Origin of the sequence: Vibrio comitans (assembly GCA_024346835.1) — a bacterium.
Taxonomy (GTDB): Bacteria; Pseudomonadota; Gammaproteobacteria; order Enterobacterales; family Vibrionaceae; genus Vibrio; species Vibrio comitans.
In genome coordinates, this window is the sequence record AP024866.1 from 2,540,997 (window position 1) to 2,560,226 (window position 19,230).

General features: G+C 45.9%; 10 protein-coding genes. 7 read left to right on the forward strand and 3 right to left on the reverse strand.

Annotation, left to right across the window (positions count from 1 at the left end; translation table 11 throughout):
* Positions 1 to 277 precede the first annotated feature (277 nt).
* Both OCU46_RS11680 and arcA read left to right on the forward strand, forming a co-directional pair.
* Complete coding sequence (locus OCU46_RS11680) at positions 278 to 790, forward strand: hypothetical protein (RefSeq protein WP_141270741.1); 513 nt, start codon at positions 278 to 280, stop codon at positions 788 to 790.
* Between the two features lie 416 nt (positions 791 to 1,206).
* Positions 1,207 to 1,920, forward strand: coding sequence for a two-component system response regulator ArcA (arcA, locus tag OCU46_RS11685; protein WP_141270742.1), 714 nt, complete (start codon positions 1,207 to 1,209; stop codon positions 1,918 to 1,920).
* A gap of 68 nt (positions 1,921 to 1,988) precedes the next feature.
* Here arcA and OCU46_RS11690 read toward each other — a convergent pair whose 3' ends face one another.
* From OCU46_RS11690 to mnmL, 3 genes are all read right to left on the reverse strand, one after another.
* Positions 1,989 to 2,453 carry a hypothetical protein gene (locus OCU46_RS11690; RefSeq protein ID WP_141270743.1) on the reverse strand — a complete coding sequence of 155 codons (465 nt, stop codon included), beginning with the start codon at positions 2,451 to 2,453 and terminating at the stop codon, positions 1,989 to 1,991.
* 50 nt (positions 2,454 to 2,503) lie between these two features.
* Positions 2,504 to 4,873, reverse strand: coding sequence for an aerobic respiration two-component sensor histidine kinase ArcB (gene arcB / locus OCU46_RS11695; RefSeq protein WP_141270744.1), 2,370 nt, complete (start codon positions 4,871 to 4,873; stop codon positions 2,504 to 2,506).
* Between the two features lie 86 nt (positions 4,874 to 4,959).
* Positions 4,960 to 5,898 carry a tRNA modification radical SAM protein MnmL/YtqA gene (mnmL, locus tag OCU46_RS11700; RefSeq protein WP_141270745.1) on the reverse strand — a complete coding sequence of 313 codons (939 nt, stop codon included), beginning with the start codon at positions 5,896 to 5,898 and terminating at the stop codon, positions 4,960 to 4,962.
* A gap of 521 nt (positions 5,899 to 6,419) precedes the next feature.
* On the opposite strand from mnmL, the gene gltB (OCU46_RS11705) reads away from it, so the two are divergent.
* From gltB (OCU46_RS11705) to OCU46_RS11725, 5 genes are all read left to right on the forward strand, one after another.
* Positions 6,420 to 10,961 (forward strand): glutamate synthase large subunit, encoded by a 4,542-nt coding sequence (gene gltB, locus OCU46_RS11705; protein WP_141270746.1) that lies wholly within the window; start codon positions 6,420 to 6,422, stop codon positions 10,959 to 10,961.
* A gap of 2 nt (positions 10,962 to 10,963) precedes the next feature.
* Positions 10,964 to 12,433, forward strand: coding sequence for a glutamate synthase subunit beta (locus OCU46_RS11710; RefSeq protein WP_141270747.1), 1,470 nt, complete (start codon positions 10,964 to 10,966; stop codon positions 12,431 to 12,433).
* Positions 12,434 to 12,844: 411 nt separating this feature from the next.
* Positions 12,845 to 17,308 carry a glutamate synthase large subunit gene (gltB, locus tag OCU46_RS11715; protein WP_141270749.1) on the forward strand — a complete coding sequence of 1,488 codons (4,464 nt, stop codon included), beginning with the start codon at positions 12,845 to 12,847 and terminating at the stop codon, positions 17,306 to 17,308.
* A gap of 26 nt (positions 17,309 to 17,334) precedes the next feature.
* Positions 17,335 to 18,747 carry an FAD-dependent oxidoreductase gene (locus OCU46_RS11720; RefSeq protein ID WP_141270750.1) on the forward strand — a complete coding sequence of 471 codons (1,413 nt, stop codon included), beginning with the start codon at positions 17,335 to 17,337 and terminating at the stop codon, positions 18,745 to 18,747.
* A 47-nt stretch (positions 18,748 to 18,794) separates the two neighbouring features.
* Positions 18,795 to 19,220, forward strand: coding sequence for a DUF1499 domain-containing protein (locus OCU46_RS11725; protein WP_141270751.1), 426 nt, complete (start codon positions 18,795 to 18,797; stop codon positions 19,218 to 19,220).
* Positions 19,221 to 19,230: the final 10 nt, after the last annotated feature.

Genomic DNA, 19,230 nt, shown 5'->3' on the forward strand with positions numbered 1-19,230 from the left:
CAGTCTATTCTAATCAATCTATTTTCTGTGTCTGACTCTAGAATTACCTATTTTGCTTTAATTCGTCAACGACAAATTAACAAAACAGATTAATTTTTCATTTTTGATAATAAAAATGAGAGCACAGAAGTCGCATAACAGCATGAAAAATTTAACTAAAAAAAGGAAATGCACAATATTGCATAGACTAGACATGCAAAATATAACTAACAGATTGGAAAATCGTCTTTTCTCCATCCATAATTGATACTCTTCAAAGGACTGATTAGGAGGCAAAATGCGATTGAATGTTCGTAAAGCGATGCTTTTTGCCACGCTGATTGTCTCTTTGCTGCTGACGACAATTGCTCATGCGGCATCCGACTTTGAAAACGAGACAGAGTACGATGCAAATGCAGTGTCCTTGAGCTCCCAATCCCCTCACCGCTTATTTATGTCTGCAGACTCCACCTCTGGTGAACAATTTGATGAATGGCGAATGGACACTGGGTATGCCTACTCAGTCCTCGACAATATAGACTTATTTGTCGCTACCCGAATCTCAAACTCAGGAGACAAGCAGCCCAACCGAGGCTTTCTCAGCGGTGTTAACTACCAGTTCAACCAAAAATTGTCTCTCAATAGTGCCATTTATACCGCTTCAGACTCCAGCGAGGAAAGCATCACAGACTCTATGGGCGCTGAACTATCAGGTAAATATATGCTTACCGACAGCCTTAATTTGAAAGCAACGCTAGATTACGAAGACTGGCAAAGTGCAATCGAAGTGAAGTTAGGGTTCAGTTTTTAAGTTTTTCTTACACATGCTTTTTACACCTGCGTAACGATACCCCTTTTAACTTACACTACGGAACGCGGTACTGTAACTTAGCTACAGCGAATATAGAGCTACATCACGGTTTTTCACGGCCTTTTCGGAACATTGTTAAAAATATCGATTGATTTAAATCAATAAAGTGAAATAAATTAACAACAAGCGATTGTTAGAAAGCTGTTAAGTCGGTATGATGCGCAACTAATTTGGCTAAGAATGATAGATACTTACGGACTTATAGGTATCTTAGAGAATTTCCAAGGAGGGGGACATTGAGGTTGAAGAGATCATAAGTCGCATCAATAAGTATGCACAAATGATTACCTTAATGTTATTTTTTTGCCTAGAATTTATATATTTAAAACCCATTACACATAGTTTAGGTAGAGCCAATGCAAACCCCTAACATTCTTATTGTAGAAGACGAACAAGTTACTCGTAGTACCCTCAAGAGCATCTTTGAAGCTGAAGGATACAGTGTATTCGAAGCTATCGACGGCGATTCTATGCATCAAGTGATCTCTGAGAACTCAGTAAACTTGGTGATAATGGATATCAACCTACCAGGTAAAAATGGTCTTCTTCTAGCTCGTGAGCTAAGAGAACAAGCGAACGTTGCACTTATGTTCCTGACTGGCCGTGACAACGAAGTTGACAAAATTTTGGGTCTTGAAATCGGCGCTGATGACTACATCACTAAGCCTTTCAACCCACGTGAACTGACTATCCGTGCTCGTAACCTTCTATCTCGTTCAATGAATGTGAGCAAAGATGAAGAAGAAAGCAAAAACGTTGAGAAGTACACATTCAACGGTTGGGTTCTAGATATCAACAGCCGCTCTTTGATTAATCCAAACGGCGAAGGCTACAAGCTACCTCGCTCAGAGTTTCGTGCCCTACTTCACTTCTGTGAAAACCCAGGCAAAATCCAAACTCGTGCCGAATTGCTTAAGAAGATGACTGGACGTGAGCTTAAGCCACACGACCGTACAGTAGACGTAACTATCCGTCGTATTCGTAAGCACTTCGAATCAGTTGCTGGTACTCCTGAGATCATCGCGACCATTCACGGTGAAGGCTACCGCTTCTGTGGTGACCTAGACTAATAGTCGATTTCGTATTGATTATAAAAAAACCCAGCGTATGCTGGGTTTTTTCATTTCTACGCTGGGTATTAGTATACCGTATCCACATCAACGGACTTTTCAACTAGCCAAATTTTTTGAACGTCGCTCTCCAACTCTACTGCCACGTCCGCAGATTCAAAGCTACCGTCGAAGTATTCCACTTGTTTAAATGAAATCTTCCACTGCTTTTCGGTAATCGCTTCTACATCAAAAGCATCAGCGTCAATTTGAAACGCCTCGCCATTGTGTCGAATCCAGATAGAGGTCACGCCTAGGTCCGCTGGGATAGCATCACTTGAGCTCAAGATTAGAGTGCCGTGTAGAGGAAAAGAATGCACCTCATCAAAAGTCGGCATCTTATTGCCCCACATGGTTGACTCGAGTACCACACTGGTTTGCTCAACCTGCGCTGTTGGTGCAGCTTCCATCCAAGGCACTTGTTCACCTGTAGAAGCGCAACCAAACAATAATGCAGAACTAAGTAATACTGTTCCTAATACTTTAACTCTCATGGCTGACTCCTGTTCGTAAACCATTATGAATGTATTTGATTATAAACCTATTATTTATCAAACTCTTGCTCAATCCAATCTTTAAGGACATCTATATCCGATAGATAGCTGGTTTTTATCTCATCGATCCAATCATTGATGTTCTCCCACCATGCAGGCAACTCGGGTGACTGAGCTTGTTGGGCTACCATTTGGATTCGCTTAAGCCCAACTGAACCAGCCGCTCCTTTGATCTTATGTGCTTCAGAGACAATCGCTTCTTGATCCCTTGCGACTAAGTTGGAGTCCAATATAGCGACATATTCAGGCATCATTTCTTTAAACAACTCTACGCTATCTAAAACTGGCTTTTTACCAACGATCTCTATGTAAGAGGTGAGCATCTCTTTATCAACTAACTCATCTGTTACGACCTGCTCTACTGTGGTGTCTTCCAAGACTGACTTAGTCGCATGAGTTTTCTCCTCGACACTTTGATCATCCAAATAGCAGAGCTTCTTCAATATCTTGCGCAGTGCTTTTGCTGATAGTGGCTTACTAATCGCATCCTGCATACCCGCTTCACGATAAGCGGTTTTGTCTTTCACAAGATTAGCCGTAAGCGCCACGATAGGAGGTAGGTTTGTATAGCGACTTTGTAGCTCTTTCGCGATATCAAACCCGGTCATGTCTGGCAATTGTATATCCAGTAGCACGATGTCGTATTTGGTAGGCTCAAACTTACTCAGGGCTTCTTGACCAGTCATGGCAACATCAACAGAGTGACCGAAGCTATTGATCAGCGAACGTGCCACTGTGATGTTAAGCTCGATATCCTCAATCATAAAAATAGAAAGTGGACGCTGTTGCGGTTCAGGGCTTTCAACAATAGCAGTGAGGCCTTTCCCGCGCGGAACGATAATCTCAACAGTAAAGGTACTACCATGCCCCAGTTCACTATTCACATAGATATCGCCACCCATTTTTCGAATCAGAGACTGAGAAACCGCCAAACCAATGCCTGTGCCCACGGCATGTAGATTCCCTTCTTTCGACTTCACCTGATAATACATGGCAAAGATCTTCTTTAGTTCAGACTCTGGGATCCCGACACCGGTATCTTCTATTTCAAAGCGAATCGCTATTTGGTTGTCATCTGTTGGGTCTGCACTCACATTCACGAATACCCCACCCTCAGCGGTAAACTTCATTGCATTGCTGATAAGGTTCCACAACACCTGGCGCAATCGCGTAGCATCAACAACGATGCTATCGGGCATGTCGGTCAGTCTTTCTAATTCAAATCTTAGGCTTTTTTGTTCCGCCATAAGGCGCGACAAGCTATCTAGCTCAGTAACAAAGTCATTAAAATTTAACTCGGATGGCACTAGCTCCAGTTTATTGCGGTCGAACTTATCTATATCAATGATATCGTTAAAGATATGCCCCAATGTAATCGCACTGACATTGATAGTTTGCATATACTGGCGCTGCTCTTTATCGAGACTCGTGCCCAATAACATTCGGCTAAGCCCAACGATGCCGTTAAGTGGTGTTCTTAGCTCATGACTAATGGTAGAGATAAAGGTGGTTTTATCTCGGCTGGCCTTCTCTAGGGATTTCTCATTGAGCTTGCGCTCTGTGATATCACGACCAAAGCCCACCAAACCAAGATGCTGGCCATCTTTATTAAAGAAAGGCACCTTACGCAACTCAAAGTAGGCTTTTCTACCATCGGGGTACTCAAGCCACTGCTCGTATATGAGCTCTTCTTTGTTCTCAAACACGATCTGATCGGTTTCTACGATCTGTTGTGCGATCTCTTTTTTATAGACCTGCCATGGTGTTAGGCCTACGAGCTCTTTTTCCTTCTTACCAGTAAGTTTTTCTACCGCTTGGTTACATCCAGAAAAAACGCCGTCGGCGGTGCGGTAATAAAACAAATCAGGACAGGCATCAATAAATGAGCGAAGCAGTGCTGTTCTTTCAGAAAGGGCTATCTGAGTGACTTCTCGCTGAATCACCTCATGCTCAAGATCCAGCATTGCTTGCTCTCGAGACTCCTCAGCGGACAAGCGCTCCTTCATCTCAAGATTCAATTTATCTAGGTTCTGGGTAAGCTGGTTATTCAGCTCTAAATCCCGTTCTCGCATATCGCTGAGCTTTGAAACCAGTTTCGACAGACGACGACGAGACTCTTCAAGTTGTTCAACGACTATCGAAATAAAGTACACCGCCCAAGGTGTCATGATCAGTCCAAAAGCGAGGGAGCGAAGCATGTGCTTATACTCAAACTCTTCCCCTAGAACCCAACTAATGCCCAGCTGTACCAAGATCGCCAAAGTGATCAATGCAACGGCAATGAGAAAAGAGAATCGATATATCCCAAGTTTAACCAGAAGATCGACGTAGTATTGTGAGTAGGTTTTCAGCTGTTTCATCAAGCAGTCCAATTGCTGTAACTGCTTGTAGTCTATCTTGCCTAACCGTAAAAGTAAGTAAGGCAAGAGAGTAAATTAGAGGTAAGTTAGCTCAATACTGGCTTTGTGTAGAGGAAGGGTTGCTCAATAAGAGAGCCCTGCGCACCATCGCGATCCAATGCACGCCCTATTTCGGTCATCGCCAACCAGCGATTCTCGCACCATAATGGGGATAGCAAAGTAGGTCTGCGCGCCGCCGAAGATACACGATGATAAACCACCTCTGGGGGTGTCATTCGAATTAGCTCCGACGCAATATCGACGTAAACATCAAGCTCAGGCGCTTCAAGTTTCCCCGCCTTCCATGCCTTAGCCATAGTGCTGCCTTCCACAATATGTAAGCCGTGCAACTTAATACCGTCAGTCCCGACCTCCAGCACTTTTTGCAAAGTTTCGATATTATCTTGCTTGGTCTCTTTAGGTAGGCCCACAATCAAGTGCGTACATACCTTAATACCATTTTCGCGAGCTTTCTTAGTGATCTCTGCATAGCATTCGAAGTCATGGCCACGATTAATACGCTTAAGAGTATCGTTGTTGGCCGTTTGCAGCCCTAACTCCAGCCATATTTCATAGCCTTTTTGCTTATATTCCACCAGCAGATCCATCACTGCATCAGGAACACAATCTGGGCGTGTACCAACACAAAGTCCCACTATGTCAGCAGACTCTAAGGCCTCTTCATACATATTTCTGAGAACCTGAACCTCAGCAAAGGTATTGGTATAAGCCTGAAAGTACGCAAAGTATTTCTTGGCGCGCTTTATTTCTTTAGAGCGATCGCTCAGCTGAACTTGGATTGCTTGTGTTTGTGTCGATTCATCTACAAATGATGAGACATTGCAGAACGTACAGCCACCACGGCCAATCGTTCCATCGCGATTGGGACAGCTAAAACCACCATGAAGAGTCAGTTTATGCACCTTTTCGCCGTAACGACGTTGGAGGTCCTGACCTAAGGTATTGACGAGTTCATGTAACTGCATTGGATAATTAACCTGTAAAGCGATTTATGGCCGACATCCTGTCGTGAAACTAAATTACATCCCTGCAAGCAAAGGCCGCGTATTTTAGCATTTTCGTCTTTTTATATCGATGGGTATTTTTTGCACTATCTATTCACGCAAAGGGTTGCATGTGAATACAAATGCAAAGATGTTAACTAAATGCAATCGATAACTGTTCATAAAAAATCCATTTTGGTGCAACTTTAGTTGGAATTAAGCTAGACAAAATTGTAGGATAGTTACAACTATCGCCTAAAATCGGCTATTTTAAAGCCTTCGATTTAGATGAATAGTCGGTCATATTCCGCACCTACCTTTATAAGATTCTATTAATCAGAAGCTAAATATTGGAAATGACCAAGGAATGTTTTTCTCGCAAACTTTTCAGCGAGAGACGGAATGGAAGCAGGCTAATGCACACAATTAGCCCTTAAGAAGACAATTATAAGGAATGGCACGGGAGCACTCCCACCGCCGTATTAGATTGGAAGGATTTACCTATGTTGGATAGAGAGCAATCAGCCCAGGGTTTATATACTCCTGAATTGGAGCATGACGCTTGTGGCATCGGTTTTGTTGCTCACCTCAAAAACCGAAAATCTCATCAAGTCGTAACTCAAGCATTGGATATGCTAGCCCGTATGGAACACCGTGGTGGCCAAGGCTGTGATCCATGTTCAGGTGATGGTGCAGGTATTCTGCTTCAGAAACCGCATGAGTTTCTACTAGAAGAGACTGTTAAACTGGGCATTCGCCTGCCGTCTTTTGAGAAGTACGGTGTGGGTGTAGTACTCTTCCCTCGTGATGAGTATAAACGTGCACAGTGTCGCGACATTCTAGAGCGCAACGCACAACGACTAGACCTTGAAGTTCTAGGCTACCGCGTTCTGCCTACTGATAACTCTATGCTGGGTGCCGACCCATTAAGCACTGAGCCTCAATTCGAGCATGTATTCATTACAGGTGGCCCAAGCACAACACCTGAAGAGCTTGAAAGAAAGCTATACGTTCTGCGTAACTATACTGTTCGAGTTTGTCTGGAAAGTGTTTCTAACATTGGCGATGACTTCTATATCAACTCTTTGTCTTATAAGACACTAGTTTACAAAGGTCAGCTAACTACAGAGCAAGTACCTCAGTACTTCCTTGACCTACAAAACCCAACCATGGTGACTGCACTTGCCTTGGTTCACTCACGCTTCTCAACCAACACATTCCCAAGATGGCGTCTGGCTCAGCCTTTCCGCTACATTGCGCACAATGGTGAGATCAACACAGTTCGCGGTAACCTGAACTGGATGAAGGCGCGTGAGGCAATTCTTGAATCTGATCTATTCAGCCAAGCTGAAATCGATATGCTTCTACCTATCTGTCAAGAAGGTAGTTCAGATTCATCCAACTTTGATATGGCTCTAGAGCTTCTAGTGCTATCAGGTCGTACTCTTCCACATGCTCTGATGATGCTCATTCCAGAAGCATGGCAAGAGAACAAGAACATGGATCCTAAGCGTCGTGCTTTCTATCAGTATCACGCGAATATCATGGAACCATGGGACGGCCCTGCATCAGTATGTTTTACTGATGGTGTTCAAGTAGGTGCAACACTAGACCGTAACGGTCTGCGCCCTTCTCGCTACACAGTAACTAAAGATGACTTCCTAGTGATGGCATCAGAATCTGGCGTAGTAGAAATTGAACCAGAAAACGTTGAATTCCGTGGTCGCCTACAACCTGGCCGTATCTTCGTTGCTGACCTTGAGCAAGGTCGCATCATCTCAGATGAAGAAGTAAAAGATTCAATCTCAAACGCTCAGCCGTATGAGAAGTGGGTTGAAGAAAACCTATTGAGTCTGAAAAAACTGCCTGACGCAGAGAATGAATTCAACCAACCTTCAGCAGAGCGCTTACTGCATAAGCAACAAGCATTCGGTGTTAGCTCTGAAGAAGTAAATGAAATTATTGTACCAATGGCAAAAGAAGGTAAAGAGCCTCTTTCTGCTATGGGTGCTGACTGGCCGCTAGCTGTGCTATCGCATCAGTCTCAACATCTTTCTAACTACTTTAAGCAGCTATTTGCTCAGGTAACTAACCCGCCAATCGATCCAATTCGTGAGCGCATGGTTATGTCTCTGAATACTTACCTTGGTAAGGATCAGAACCTACTGACTGAAACACCTGAACACTGTCAAAAAGTAGAGCTTGAGTCTCCTGTTCTATCAAACTCTGAACTTGAGAAACTGCGTGCTATCGATAACGAGCACCTGCAAGCTAAAACTCTGGATATCGTATTCCAAGCAGGCGAAGACAAAGGCAAGCTAGAGCGCGCCCTAAAACGTATCTGCCAATACGCAGAAGATGCCGTAGTCGATGGCTACTCAATCATCCTTCTGACTGACCGTGCGGTGAACTCAAACCATGCTGCAATCCCAGCAATGCTAGCAGTGGGCGCAGTACACCACCACCTAATCCGTAAAGGTCTACGTGCTAAATGTGACATCGTGGTTGAGACGGGCGACGCTCGCGAAACACACCACTTTGCAACGCTAATCGGTTACGGTGCGAATGCAGTTAACCCTTACCTAGTTATTGAAACTATGGTTGATCTGCAGCGCACTAAGAAACTAGACCCAGAAGCGCACATTAAAGACCTATTTGAGAACTACCGTAAGGGCGTTAATGGCGGCCTACTGAAGATCTTCTCTAAGATGGGTATCTCGACATTGCAGTCTTACCACGGCGCTCAAATCTTTGAAGCACTGGGTATCAGCAAGTCTGTTGTCGATAAGTACTTCACTGGTACGGTTTCTCGTATTCAGGGTCTAACCATTGATGACATCGCTAAAGAAGTGATGGTTCGTCACCGCATTGGTTACCCAACGCGTGAGATCCCAATACAACTTCTCGATGTAGGTGGCGTTTATCAGTGGAAACAGCGTGGTGAAAAACACCTGTTTAACCCTGAAACCATCTCACTTCTGCAACAGTCAACTCGCAATAAAGACTTTGCACAGTTTAAGCAATACACTCAGGCCGTAGATAGCCAAGGTGATAACGCAGCTACTTTACGTAGTCAGTTGGATTTTGTTAAGAACCCAGCAGGCTCAATCCCAATTGAAGAAGTAGAACCAATCGAAAGCATCCTAAAGCGCTTTGCAACAGGTGCAATGTCATTCGGCTCTATCTCTTACGAGGCGCACTCTACTCTTGCTGTTGCTATGAACCGCATCGGTGCGAAATCAAACTCAGGTGAAGGCGGTGAAGACCCATCTCGCTTTGAGCGCAAAGAAAACGGTGATTGGGAACGCTCTGCTATCAAGCAGGTGGCTTCAGGTCGCTTCGGTGTAACCTCTTACTACCTAACTAACTCTGATGAAGTTCAGATTAAGATGGCGCAAGGTGCGAAACCAGGCGAAGGTGGTCAACTGCCGGGCGATAAAGTCGATGACTGGATCGGTGCTACACGTCACTCCACACCAGGAGTTGGCTTGATTTCACCACCACCACACCACGATATCTACTCAATCGAAGATTTGGCTCAGCTGATCTACGACTTGAAGAACGCTAACCGTGCTGGCCGCGTGAACGTGAAGCTAGTATCAGAGGCAGGTGTAGGTACGATCGCATCGGGCGTAGCGAAAGCAAAAGCCGACGTTGTTCTTATTGCTGGCTTTGATGGTGGTACAGGCGCATCGCCAATGTCTTCTATCCGTCACACTGGTTTGCCGTGGGAGCTAGGTCTAGCTGAAACTCACCAAACACTACTGAAGAATGGTCTACGTAACCGTATCGTTGTTCAGTCTGATGGCCAGATGAAAACACCTCGTGACCTTGCAGTGGCAACACTACTCGGTGCTGAAGAGTGGGGCGTGGCAACTGCAGCATTGGTTGTTGAAGGCTGTATCATGATGCGTAAGTGTCATAAAAACACTTGTCCTGTTGGTATCGCAACGCAAAACAAAACTCTGCGTGAGCGCTTTGATGGCCGCGTAGAAGACGTTGTGACCTTCTTCCAATACATGGCTGAAGGCATGCGCGAAATCATGGCTGAACTTGGCTTCCGTACTATCGATGAGATGGTTGGTCAGTCTCACAAGCTAAAAGTTCGTGAAGACATCGCACACTGGAAATACAAAAACCTAGACTTGTCGCCTGTTCTACACGTAGAACCAGCGCGTGCTGAAGACGGCGTATTTAACCAGATTGAGCAAAACCATAACCTTGAAGATGTATTGGACCGCAAACTTATCCAAACAGCGATCCCTGCTCTAGAGAAGGGCGCGGCGGTTGAAGCTGAATTCCCAATCATCAACACCGACCGAAGTGTAGGCACCATGTTGTCTAACGAAATCTCGAAGGTGTACAAAGACCAAGGTCTACCTGAACCAATGAAGGTTAAATTCAATGGTAGCGCAGGTCAGTCATTCGGTGCATTCCTTGCTAAAGGCGTGAAGTTTGAGGTTGAGGGTGACGCGAACGACTACTGGGGTAAAGGCCTGTCAGGCGGTACGCTAGTACTCTACCCTGATGCTAACTCAAACATCGTTCCTGAAGATAACATCGTTGTGGGTAACGTTTGTTTCTACGGTGCAACCTCTGGTGAGTCATACATCCGCGGTCTAGCAGGCGAGCGCTTCTGTGTTCGTAACTCTGGCGCCAAGGTTGTTGTAGAAGGTGTCGGCGACCATGGTTGTGAATACATGACTGGTGGTGTGGCTATAATCCTTGGCTCTACAGGTCGTAACTTTGCTGCTGGTATGAGTGGCGGTGTTGCGTACGTTTGGGACAAAGCTGGCGATTTTGAAAGCAAGCTTAACGCTGAGCTTGTAGACCTAGATCCTATCGAAGCAGAAGACAAAGCTCTGCTACTTGATATGCTAACTAAACATGTTCAATTCACAGGAAGTGAGGTTGCTCAGTCTTTCCTAGACAACTTTGAAGTGAGCTTGCAGTCATTGGTGAAAGTAATGCCACGTGACTACAAAGCCGTTCTTCAAAAACGCAAGGCAATCGCTGCGCAACAAACAGAAGCGGAGGCAGTTTAATCATGGGTAAGCCTACTGGATTTTTGGAGCACGGTCGCGAGCTTCCACAAAAACGCGATCCATCTGTTCGTATCGAGGACAACAAAGAGTTTGTACTCAACGAAGAGTTCGGTGAAAAAATTAATACTCAAGCATCTCGTTGTATGGACTGTGGCGTACCTTTCTGCCACAGCGGTTGCCCAATTGGTAACATCATTCCTGAGTTCAACGATGCGGTTTACCGTGACAGCTGGGAAGAGGCTTGGAACATCCTAAGCTCTACCAATAACTTCCCTGAATTTACGGGTCGTGTATGTCCTTCTCCGTGTGAAACAGCGTGTGTATTAGGGATCAACCAAGACCCTATTACTATCTGTAACATCGAGAAGACCATCGTTGAGCGTGCCTATAAAGAAGGATACGCGAAGCCTAAGAAGCCACGTGCTCGCACAGGTAAGAGCATCGCTATCATTGGTAGTGGTCCTGCTGGTCTAGCGGCTGCAGAACAGCTAAACAGTGCTGGTCACTGCGTGACTGTCTTTGAGCGTGACGAAAAAGTGGGTGGTCTACTGCGCTTTGGTATCCCTGACTTTAAACTGGGCATGAATATCATCGACCGTAAGATTGACCTTATGGCTGAAGCCGGTGTGAAATTTGAAGTCAATGCTCATATTGGCGTTGATATCAACGCTCAGCAATTACGCCAAGACTTTGACGTTGTATTGCTAACAGGTGGTTCAACTGTACCGCGTGACCTTCCGATCCCTGGTCGTGAACTCTCTGGCGTTCACTTCGCAATGGAGTTCTTGGGTCAAAACAACCGTCGTGCTAACGACATGGATCTAAAGGGTGAAGAAATTCACGCTGCAGGGAAGCATGTTGTCGTTATCGGTGGTGGCGATACAGGTTCTGACTGTGTGGGTACTTCTAACCGCCATAAAGCGGCGAGCATTACTCAGGTTGAGATCATGCCGATCCCACCAGAGAAGCGCCCAGCTAACATGCCATGGCCGCAATACCCAATGATCATGAAAACAACCACTTCTCATGAAGAAGGCTGTGAGCGTCATTGGAATATCCTAACCAAAGAGTTTATCGGTAACGATAAAGGTGAGGTAACTGGTCTGCGCATTGCTGATATCGTTTGGCAAGACGCTGCTCCTGGTGAGCGTCCATCATTTGAAGAAGTGGCAGGCAGTGAGCGTGTGATCCCTTGTGATATGGCGTTCCTTGCGATGGGCTTCCTGCACCCAGAACCAACAGGTGTATTGGCTCAACTGGACATCAAGCTTGATGACCGAGGCAACGTAGCAACCGAAGGATTTGCAACGAACCAAAAAGGTGTATTTGCTGCCGGCGATATGCGCACTGGACAGTCTTTAGTTGTTCGCTGTATCAACGAAGGCCGTGAAAGTGCAATCGCTATCGACAAATACCTAATGCAAAACTCTAACCTTGAAGCTAAAGCTGATTCTTTAATGCTTGCTGAATAGTTAGACAGTTAAAAATTTCAATCTTTGGCCAGCCGTAACAACGCTGGCCTTTTTTATATCTAGCGTAAACGGCCTCATACCAATCACAGTAAGTAAGTGTTCAGAAATAGCGCAGGGGAAATGCTGGATAGCAAAGCAGAGTTTTTGATAAGTAGTTGTTCTACAGTTAAAAATTCTAACGCCGTTATCGAGTGTTTTAACAAGCGAGGATGAGCAGCTATTTACTACGATTGGTATCCTATCGCCCCACTTCTGCATCGTTCACTCCTTGACCTTTTTCCGTTTTGGATTTAATTTGTCAAACCCATGCAAAAAAAATGTATCCATAATGTGACATATTTTGGGCATTGGAATGCCTAAATATTCATTGGAGATGTCATTGCTAAGGCAATGAGCAAAAGGAGTAATGCGATGGCTTTGTATGATCCGAGCTTTGAAAGAGACAACTGTGGATTTGGATTAATCGCCCATATGGAGGGCGAGGCAAGTCATAAATTAGTACGTACCGCTATATCAGCACTGGACAGAATGACCCACCGAGGTGGTATTGCCGCCGATGGTAAAACAGGTGATGGTTGTGGATTGTTGCTACAAAAACCCGACTCTTACTTTCGTATGATTGCCCAAGAAGCGCAATGGAACCTAGGTAAACAATATGCCGTTGGTATGTTCTTCTTAAGCTGCGACCCTGTTATCAGCGAACAATGCAAAGCGACCATCAATAAAGAACTCGGACAAGAGACACTATCTGTAGAGGGCTGGCGTACTGTGCCAACCAATAGTGATGTACTCGGTCCTATCGCATTAGAATCCCTTCCATCCATTGAACAAGTCTTTGTTTCTGCGCCTGCTGGCTGGAGTGAAAAAGATATTGAACGCCGCCTCTATATAGCGCGACGCCGAATTGAAAAAGTACTAGCTGAGCAACAAGACTTCTATATCTGTAGCCTTTCTACCAAGGTGATCGTATATAAAGGCCTATGTATGCCAGCGGATCTACCCCGCTTCTACCTTGATCTCGCGGATCTTCGCCTTGAGTCTGCGATCTGTCTATTCCACCAGCGATTCTCAACCAATACCCAACCTCGCTGGCCACTGGCACAGCCGTTTCGCTATCTCGCTCACAATGGTGAGATCAACACCATTCAAGGAAACAGGCAGTGGGCGAAAGCTCGAGCCTATAAATTCGCATCACCATTGCTACCTGATCTGCAAACTGCGGCTCCATTCGTCAATGAGACAGGATCTGATTCATCCAGCCTAGATAATATGCTTGATCTCTTCCTTGCTGGCGGAATGGATATATTTAGAGCCATGCGTATGCTCGTGCCACCAGCATGGCAAAACCATCCAGATATGGATCCTGACCTACGTGCTTTCTATGACTTCAACTCCAAACATATGGAACCCTGGGATGGACCGGCAGGTATTGTGTTGTCCAATGGTCGCTACGCGGCCTGTAACTTAGACCGCAATGGCTTGCGTCCCGCACGCTATGTCATCACTAAAGATAAGCTGATCACCCTTGCATCAGAGGTAGGGATCTGGGATTACGCTCCAGACGAGGTTTCTGAAAAGGGACGCGTTGGCCCTGGTGAGCTACTCGTAGTCGATACCAAAGAAGGCAAGCTATGGCATTCCGACGAAATCGATAACGACCTAAAGAGTCGTCACCCTTATCGAGAGTGGATGGAGAACAACGTTCATAAACTTACCCCATTTTCCAAGCTCAGCAGTGATGAAATTGGACAGCGTAGCCTAAGCGATGACGAGCTTAAGACTTATCAAAAGCAATTTGCCTTCAGCCGAGAAGAGCGAGAGCAAGTGCTTAAAGTGCTTGGTGATATGGGGCAAGAAGCGGTTGGCTCTATGGGTGATGATACCCCTATGGCGGTGCTTTCATCTCGTGAGCGCTTAGTCACCGATTACTTTAGACAGAAGTTTGCTCAAGTCACCAACCCACCGATAGACCCATTGCGTGAAAAACACGTTATGTCTCTTGCCACAAGTGTCGGCAAAGAGATGAATGTCTTTAACGAGACTGATGGACATGCGTATCGAGTCACCTTTGATTCGCCTGTGTTGCTCTATTCTGACATGCAGCAACTGCTAGAATTAAATCAGAAACACTATCAACATCAGTATTTTAACCTGTGCTATTCACCCGATGAACTTTCTCTAGAGCAAGCCATCAGAGCCCTATGTGACGCTTCTGAGCAAGCGGTACGTGATGGCGCGGTGTTGCTTGTACTATCCGATAGAAATTTAGAAAAAGGCAAGCTGCCTATTCCTGCCGCTATGGCGGTGGGTGCTGTGCAAAACAGACTGGTGGAAGCGCAATTGCGCTGTGATACCAATATTATTGTCAAAACCGCTACCGCTCGTGACCCTCACCAGTTTGCGGTTCTCTTTGGCTTTGGCGCAACAGCCGTTTACCCATACCTTGCCTACGAGGTACTTGCTGAACAGATAGATAATGGTGGCATCGATAAACCTTATGCCGAGGTTATGCTTAACTACCGTAAAGGCATAGATAAGGGCCTATTTAAGATCATGTCCAAGATGGGCATCTCGACTATTGCGTCTTATCGTTGCTCACAACTGTTTGAAGCGGTTGGCCTGCATCAAGACATTGTCGAGCTGTGCTTTAAGGGGGTCAGTAGCCGTATTCAAGGCGCTCACTTCGATGATTTCCAGCAAGACCTATTTAACCTATCGCGAAAGGCGTGGGCAAAACGCAAAGATATCGAACATGGTGGCTTACTAAAATACGTTCACGGTGGCGAATACCATACCTACAACCCTGATGTTGTTAGCCAGCTACAAACTGCCGTTAAAACAGGGGAAAACCAAGATTATCAAACCTACGCTAATCAGGTAAATCAGCGTCCAGTCTCGACTCTGCGTGATCTGATGCAGCTGAAGAAAGCACCACAACCACTAGCTAATGAGCAAGTAGAACCCGCTAAAGAGCTCTTTAAACGCTTCGACTCAGCAGCTATGTCCATCGGTGCTCTTAGCCCTGAGGCTCACCAAGCTTTGGCACAAGCTATGAACCACCTTGGTGGCTACTCCAACTCAGGAGAAGGCGGAGAAGATCCAACTCGCTTTGGCACCAACCGCAACTCACGCATTAAGCAAGTCGCATCAGGGCGCTTTGGTGTAACGCCTCACTATCTCACCAATGCCGATGTCCTGCAGATCAAGGTAGCGCAAGGGGCCAAGCCCGGTGAAGGCGGCCAGTTACCCGGCCACAAAGTGACTGCAGAAATCGCCAAATTAAGGCATTCTGTACAAGGGGTGACATTGATCTCCCCTCCTCCTCATCACGACATTTATTCTATCGAAGATCTGGCGCAATTGATCTTCGATCTTAAGCAGGTCAACCCAGACGCCTTAGTCTCAGTGAAGTTGGTTTCAGAGCCAGGTGTTGGCACCATTGCAACAGGTGTCGCCAAGGCTTATGCCGATCTTATCACTATCTCAGGATACGACGGCGGGACAGCGGCCAGTCCGCTCACATCGGTGAAGTATGCGGGTAGTCCGTGGGAGTTAGGGCTTGCTGAAACTCAACAAGCACTGGTTGCAAATGGGCTTCGCCATAAGATTCGCCTGCAAGTAGATGGTGGCCTAAAAACAGGCCTAGACGTTATTAAGGGTGCAATCTTAGGCGCAGAAAGCTTTGGTTTTGGCACTGCGCCAATGGTCGCTATGGGCTGTAAGTTCCTAAGAATTTGTCACCTAAACAACTGCGCTACTGGAGTGGCCACTCAGGATGAAACCCTGCGCAAGGAATACTTTAAAGGTTTGCCTGAAATGGTCATTAACTATTTTACGGGTCTTGCCGAAGAGGTTCGAGGTTATCTGGCTGAATTAGGTGTAGAAAAACTGACAGATTTAATTGGTCGTACCGACTTGCTCGAGGTTGTCGAAGGCTTTACCGCGAAGCAAAGCAAGCTAGATCTTAGCGATATCCTAGAGGCTCCAGTCTCTCCTACCGAGGCACCAGTATTCTGGTCTGAGCCGAATAAGCCGTTTGATAAGGCCTTCCTTAACCAAACTATCGTTGAAGATGCATTAGCAGCGGTTGAAGCTAGAGCATCACTCAATCTTTACTATGATGTGAAGAATACCGACCGCTCAATTGGCGCACGCCTCTCTGGTGAGATTGCACGTCGATATGGTAATGCTGGCGTCGCAGGCTCACCTATTTGCTTAAACCTAAACGGCACCGCAGGACAATCTCTTGGTGTTTGGAACGCTGGCGGTGTGCACATTAAACTCACTGGTGATGCCAACGACTATGTCGGTAAAGGCATGGCGGGAGGTAAGATCTCCATCCGTCCTCATCTGGGCTCAGCCTTTGAAAGCCAACAGGCTGCCATTATTGGTAATACCTGTTTGTATGGCGCCACTGGCGGCAAACTATTTGCCGCAGGGCGCGCTGGTGAGCGATTTGCCGTACGTAACTCAGGCACCATAGCAGTGGTTGAAGGTGCGGGTGATAATGCCTGTGAGTATATGACAGGTGGCATTGTCGCTATCTTAGGGGCTACTGGCGTGAACTTTGGCGCAGGAATGACGGGCGGCTTTGCTTATGTATTTGACCATAACCAAGACTTCCAAGGCCGAGTGAACCAAGAATCAGTAGAAGCAATCTCACTTGAATCTCTAGTGATTCACCAAGAACACTTGCGAGGTTTGATTGCAGAGCACCTTGAAGAAACAGCGTCTTCTCATGCTGAGGATATCCTAGCGAATTTCGATAACTGGATACCAAGGTTCTACCTGATCAAACCAAAGGCTGCAGATTTGAACACCTTGCTAGGGCATCAAAGCCGTAGCGCCGCTGAATTAAGGGTTCAAGCTCAGTAATGAGCTCAAAGTAAGGATACTGAGTTATGAGTCAGAATGTTTATCAATTCATCGATGTAAGCCGTGTCGACCCGGCAAAGAAGCCGTTGAAAATCCGCAAGATTGAGTTTGTGGAGATCTATGAGCCCTTTACTAAACAGCAAGCAAGTGCACAGGCTGATCGATGCCTAGATTGTGGTAACCCCTATTGTGAGTGGAAATGTCCCGTTCACAACTATATCCCTCAATGGCTAAAGCTAGCGAATGAAGGACGCATCATTGAGGCAGCAGAGTTGTCTCATCAAACGAACTCCTTGCCAGAGGTGTGTGGACGAGTCTGCCCTCAAGATAGACTCTGTGAGGGTTCGTGTACTCTAAATGATGAATTTGGCGCGGTCACCATTGGCAACATTGAAAAATACATCACCGATAAAGCCTTTGAGATGGGCTGGAAACCCGACATGTCTAATGTCGAATGGACAGATAAAACCGTTGCTATCATAGGCGCGGGGCCTGCAGGCTTAGCCGCTGCGGATATTTTGGTTCGTAACGGGGTTAAAGCTATCGTTTATGACCGCTACCCTGAAATCGGTGGACTGCTTACCTTTGGCATCCCTTCTTTTAAGTTGGAAAAAGAAGTGATGCAAAACCGACGTAAGATATTCACTGAGATGGGCGTTGAATTTCAGCTCAATACAGAAGTCGGTAAAGACATCTCTATGGATGATCTTATCAATAAACATGACGCGGTCTTTTTAGGTGTAGGGACCTATAAAAATATCCGAGCAGGCTTGGACAACGAAGATGCCAATGGCGTTTACGATGCCCTACCATTTTTGATCTCCAATACCTATGACGTTATGGGATTTGAAGACAAACACCCTCTTGTCAGTATGAAAGATAAGCGAGTGGTGGTGCTAGGTGGTGGTGATACTGCTATGGACTGTGTTCGCACCTCAATTCGCCAAAATGCTAGCAATGTTATTTGTGCCTACCGCCGTGATGAAAAGAACATGCCCGGCTCACGACGTGAAGTAAAAAATGCTCGTGAAGAAGGCGTTGATTTTCAGTTTAACTTGCAGCCACTTGGCATCGAAGTCGATGACAATGGCAATGTCACAGGGGTCAAGGTGGTAAAAACCACTCTTGGTGAGCCTGATGAAGCCGGTCGTCGTCGCCCTGTTGAGGTCGACGGCAGTGAACATGTGCTAGCGGCAGATGCCGTGATTATGGCCTTTGGTTTCCAGCCTCATGCAATGGATTGGCTAACACCTCATGGTGTTGATTTGGACCAATGGGGAAGAATTAAAGCACCAGCCAATCAAGAGTTTGCTTTCCAAACCTCCAATAAAAAAATCTTCTCCGGTGGCGATGCCGTAAGGGGATCAGATTTGGTGGTGACGGCTATTGACGAAGGCCGCAAGGCTGCTGACGGTATACTCGACTTCTTAGATGTATAAGATTGTATGCATAAATTCGACGCGTAGACTCAATATAGAGAGACAAGATGTTCAAAATATTCACATTAGCCGCAGTAGCACTGACGCTACTCGGCTGCAGTAATGGAGAGATAACCATGCAAGACCGAAGTGCGCAACCTTGTGGTGACAAACCTAATTGCGTTTCCACTCAAGATAGTCGTGAAGAGTTTACTCTTGCTCCCTTTACGCTAACGGAAAATGCCAGCTTAGACGAGATTGAAAAAGCCGCATTAAGCTTAGGGCGAGCAAAGACCGCAGACAAAGAGCAAAACTATTTAAGGATTGAATACACCAGTCGAGTGTTTCGTTTTGTTGATGATCTTGAGCTTCGTATTGAGGGCAACAACTTAATCGTTCGCTCAGAATCTCGCACTGGCCACTCTGACTTCGGGGTGAACCGAAAACGAGCTGACGCATTAAGAGAAGCGCTAAAGCAAGCTGGACTCATCTAAATCTCTCCTC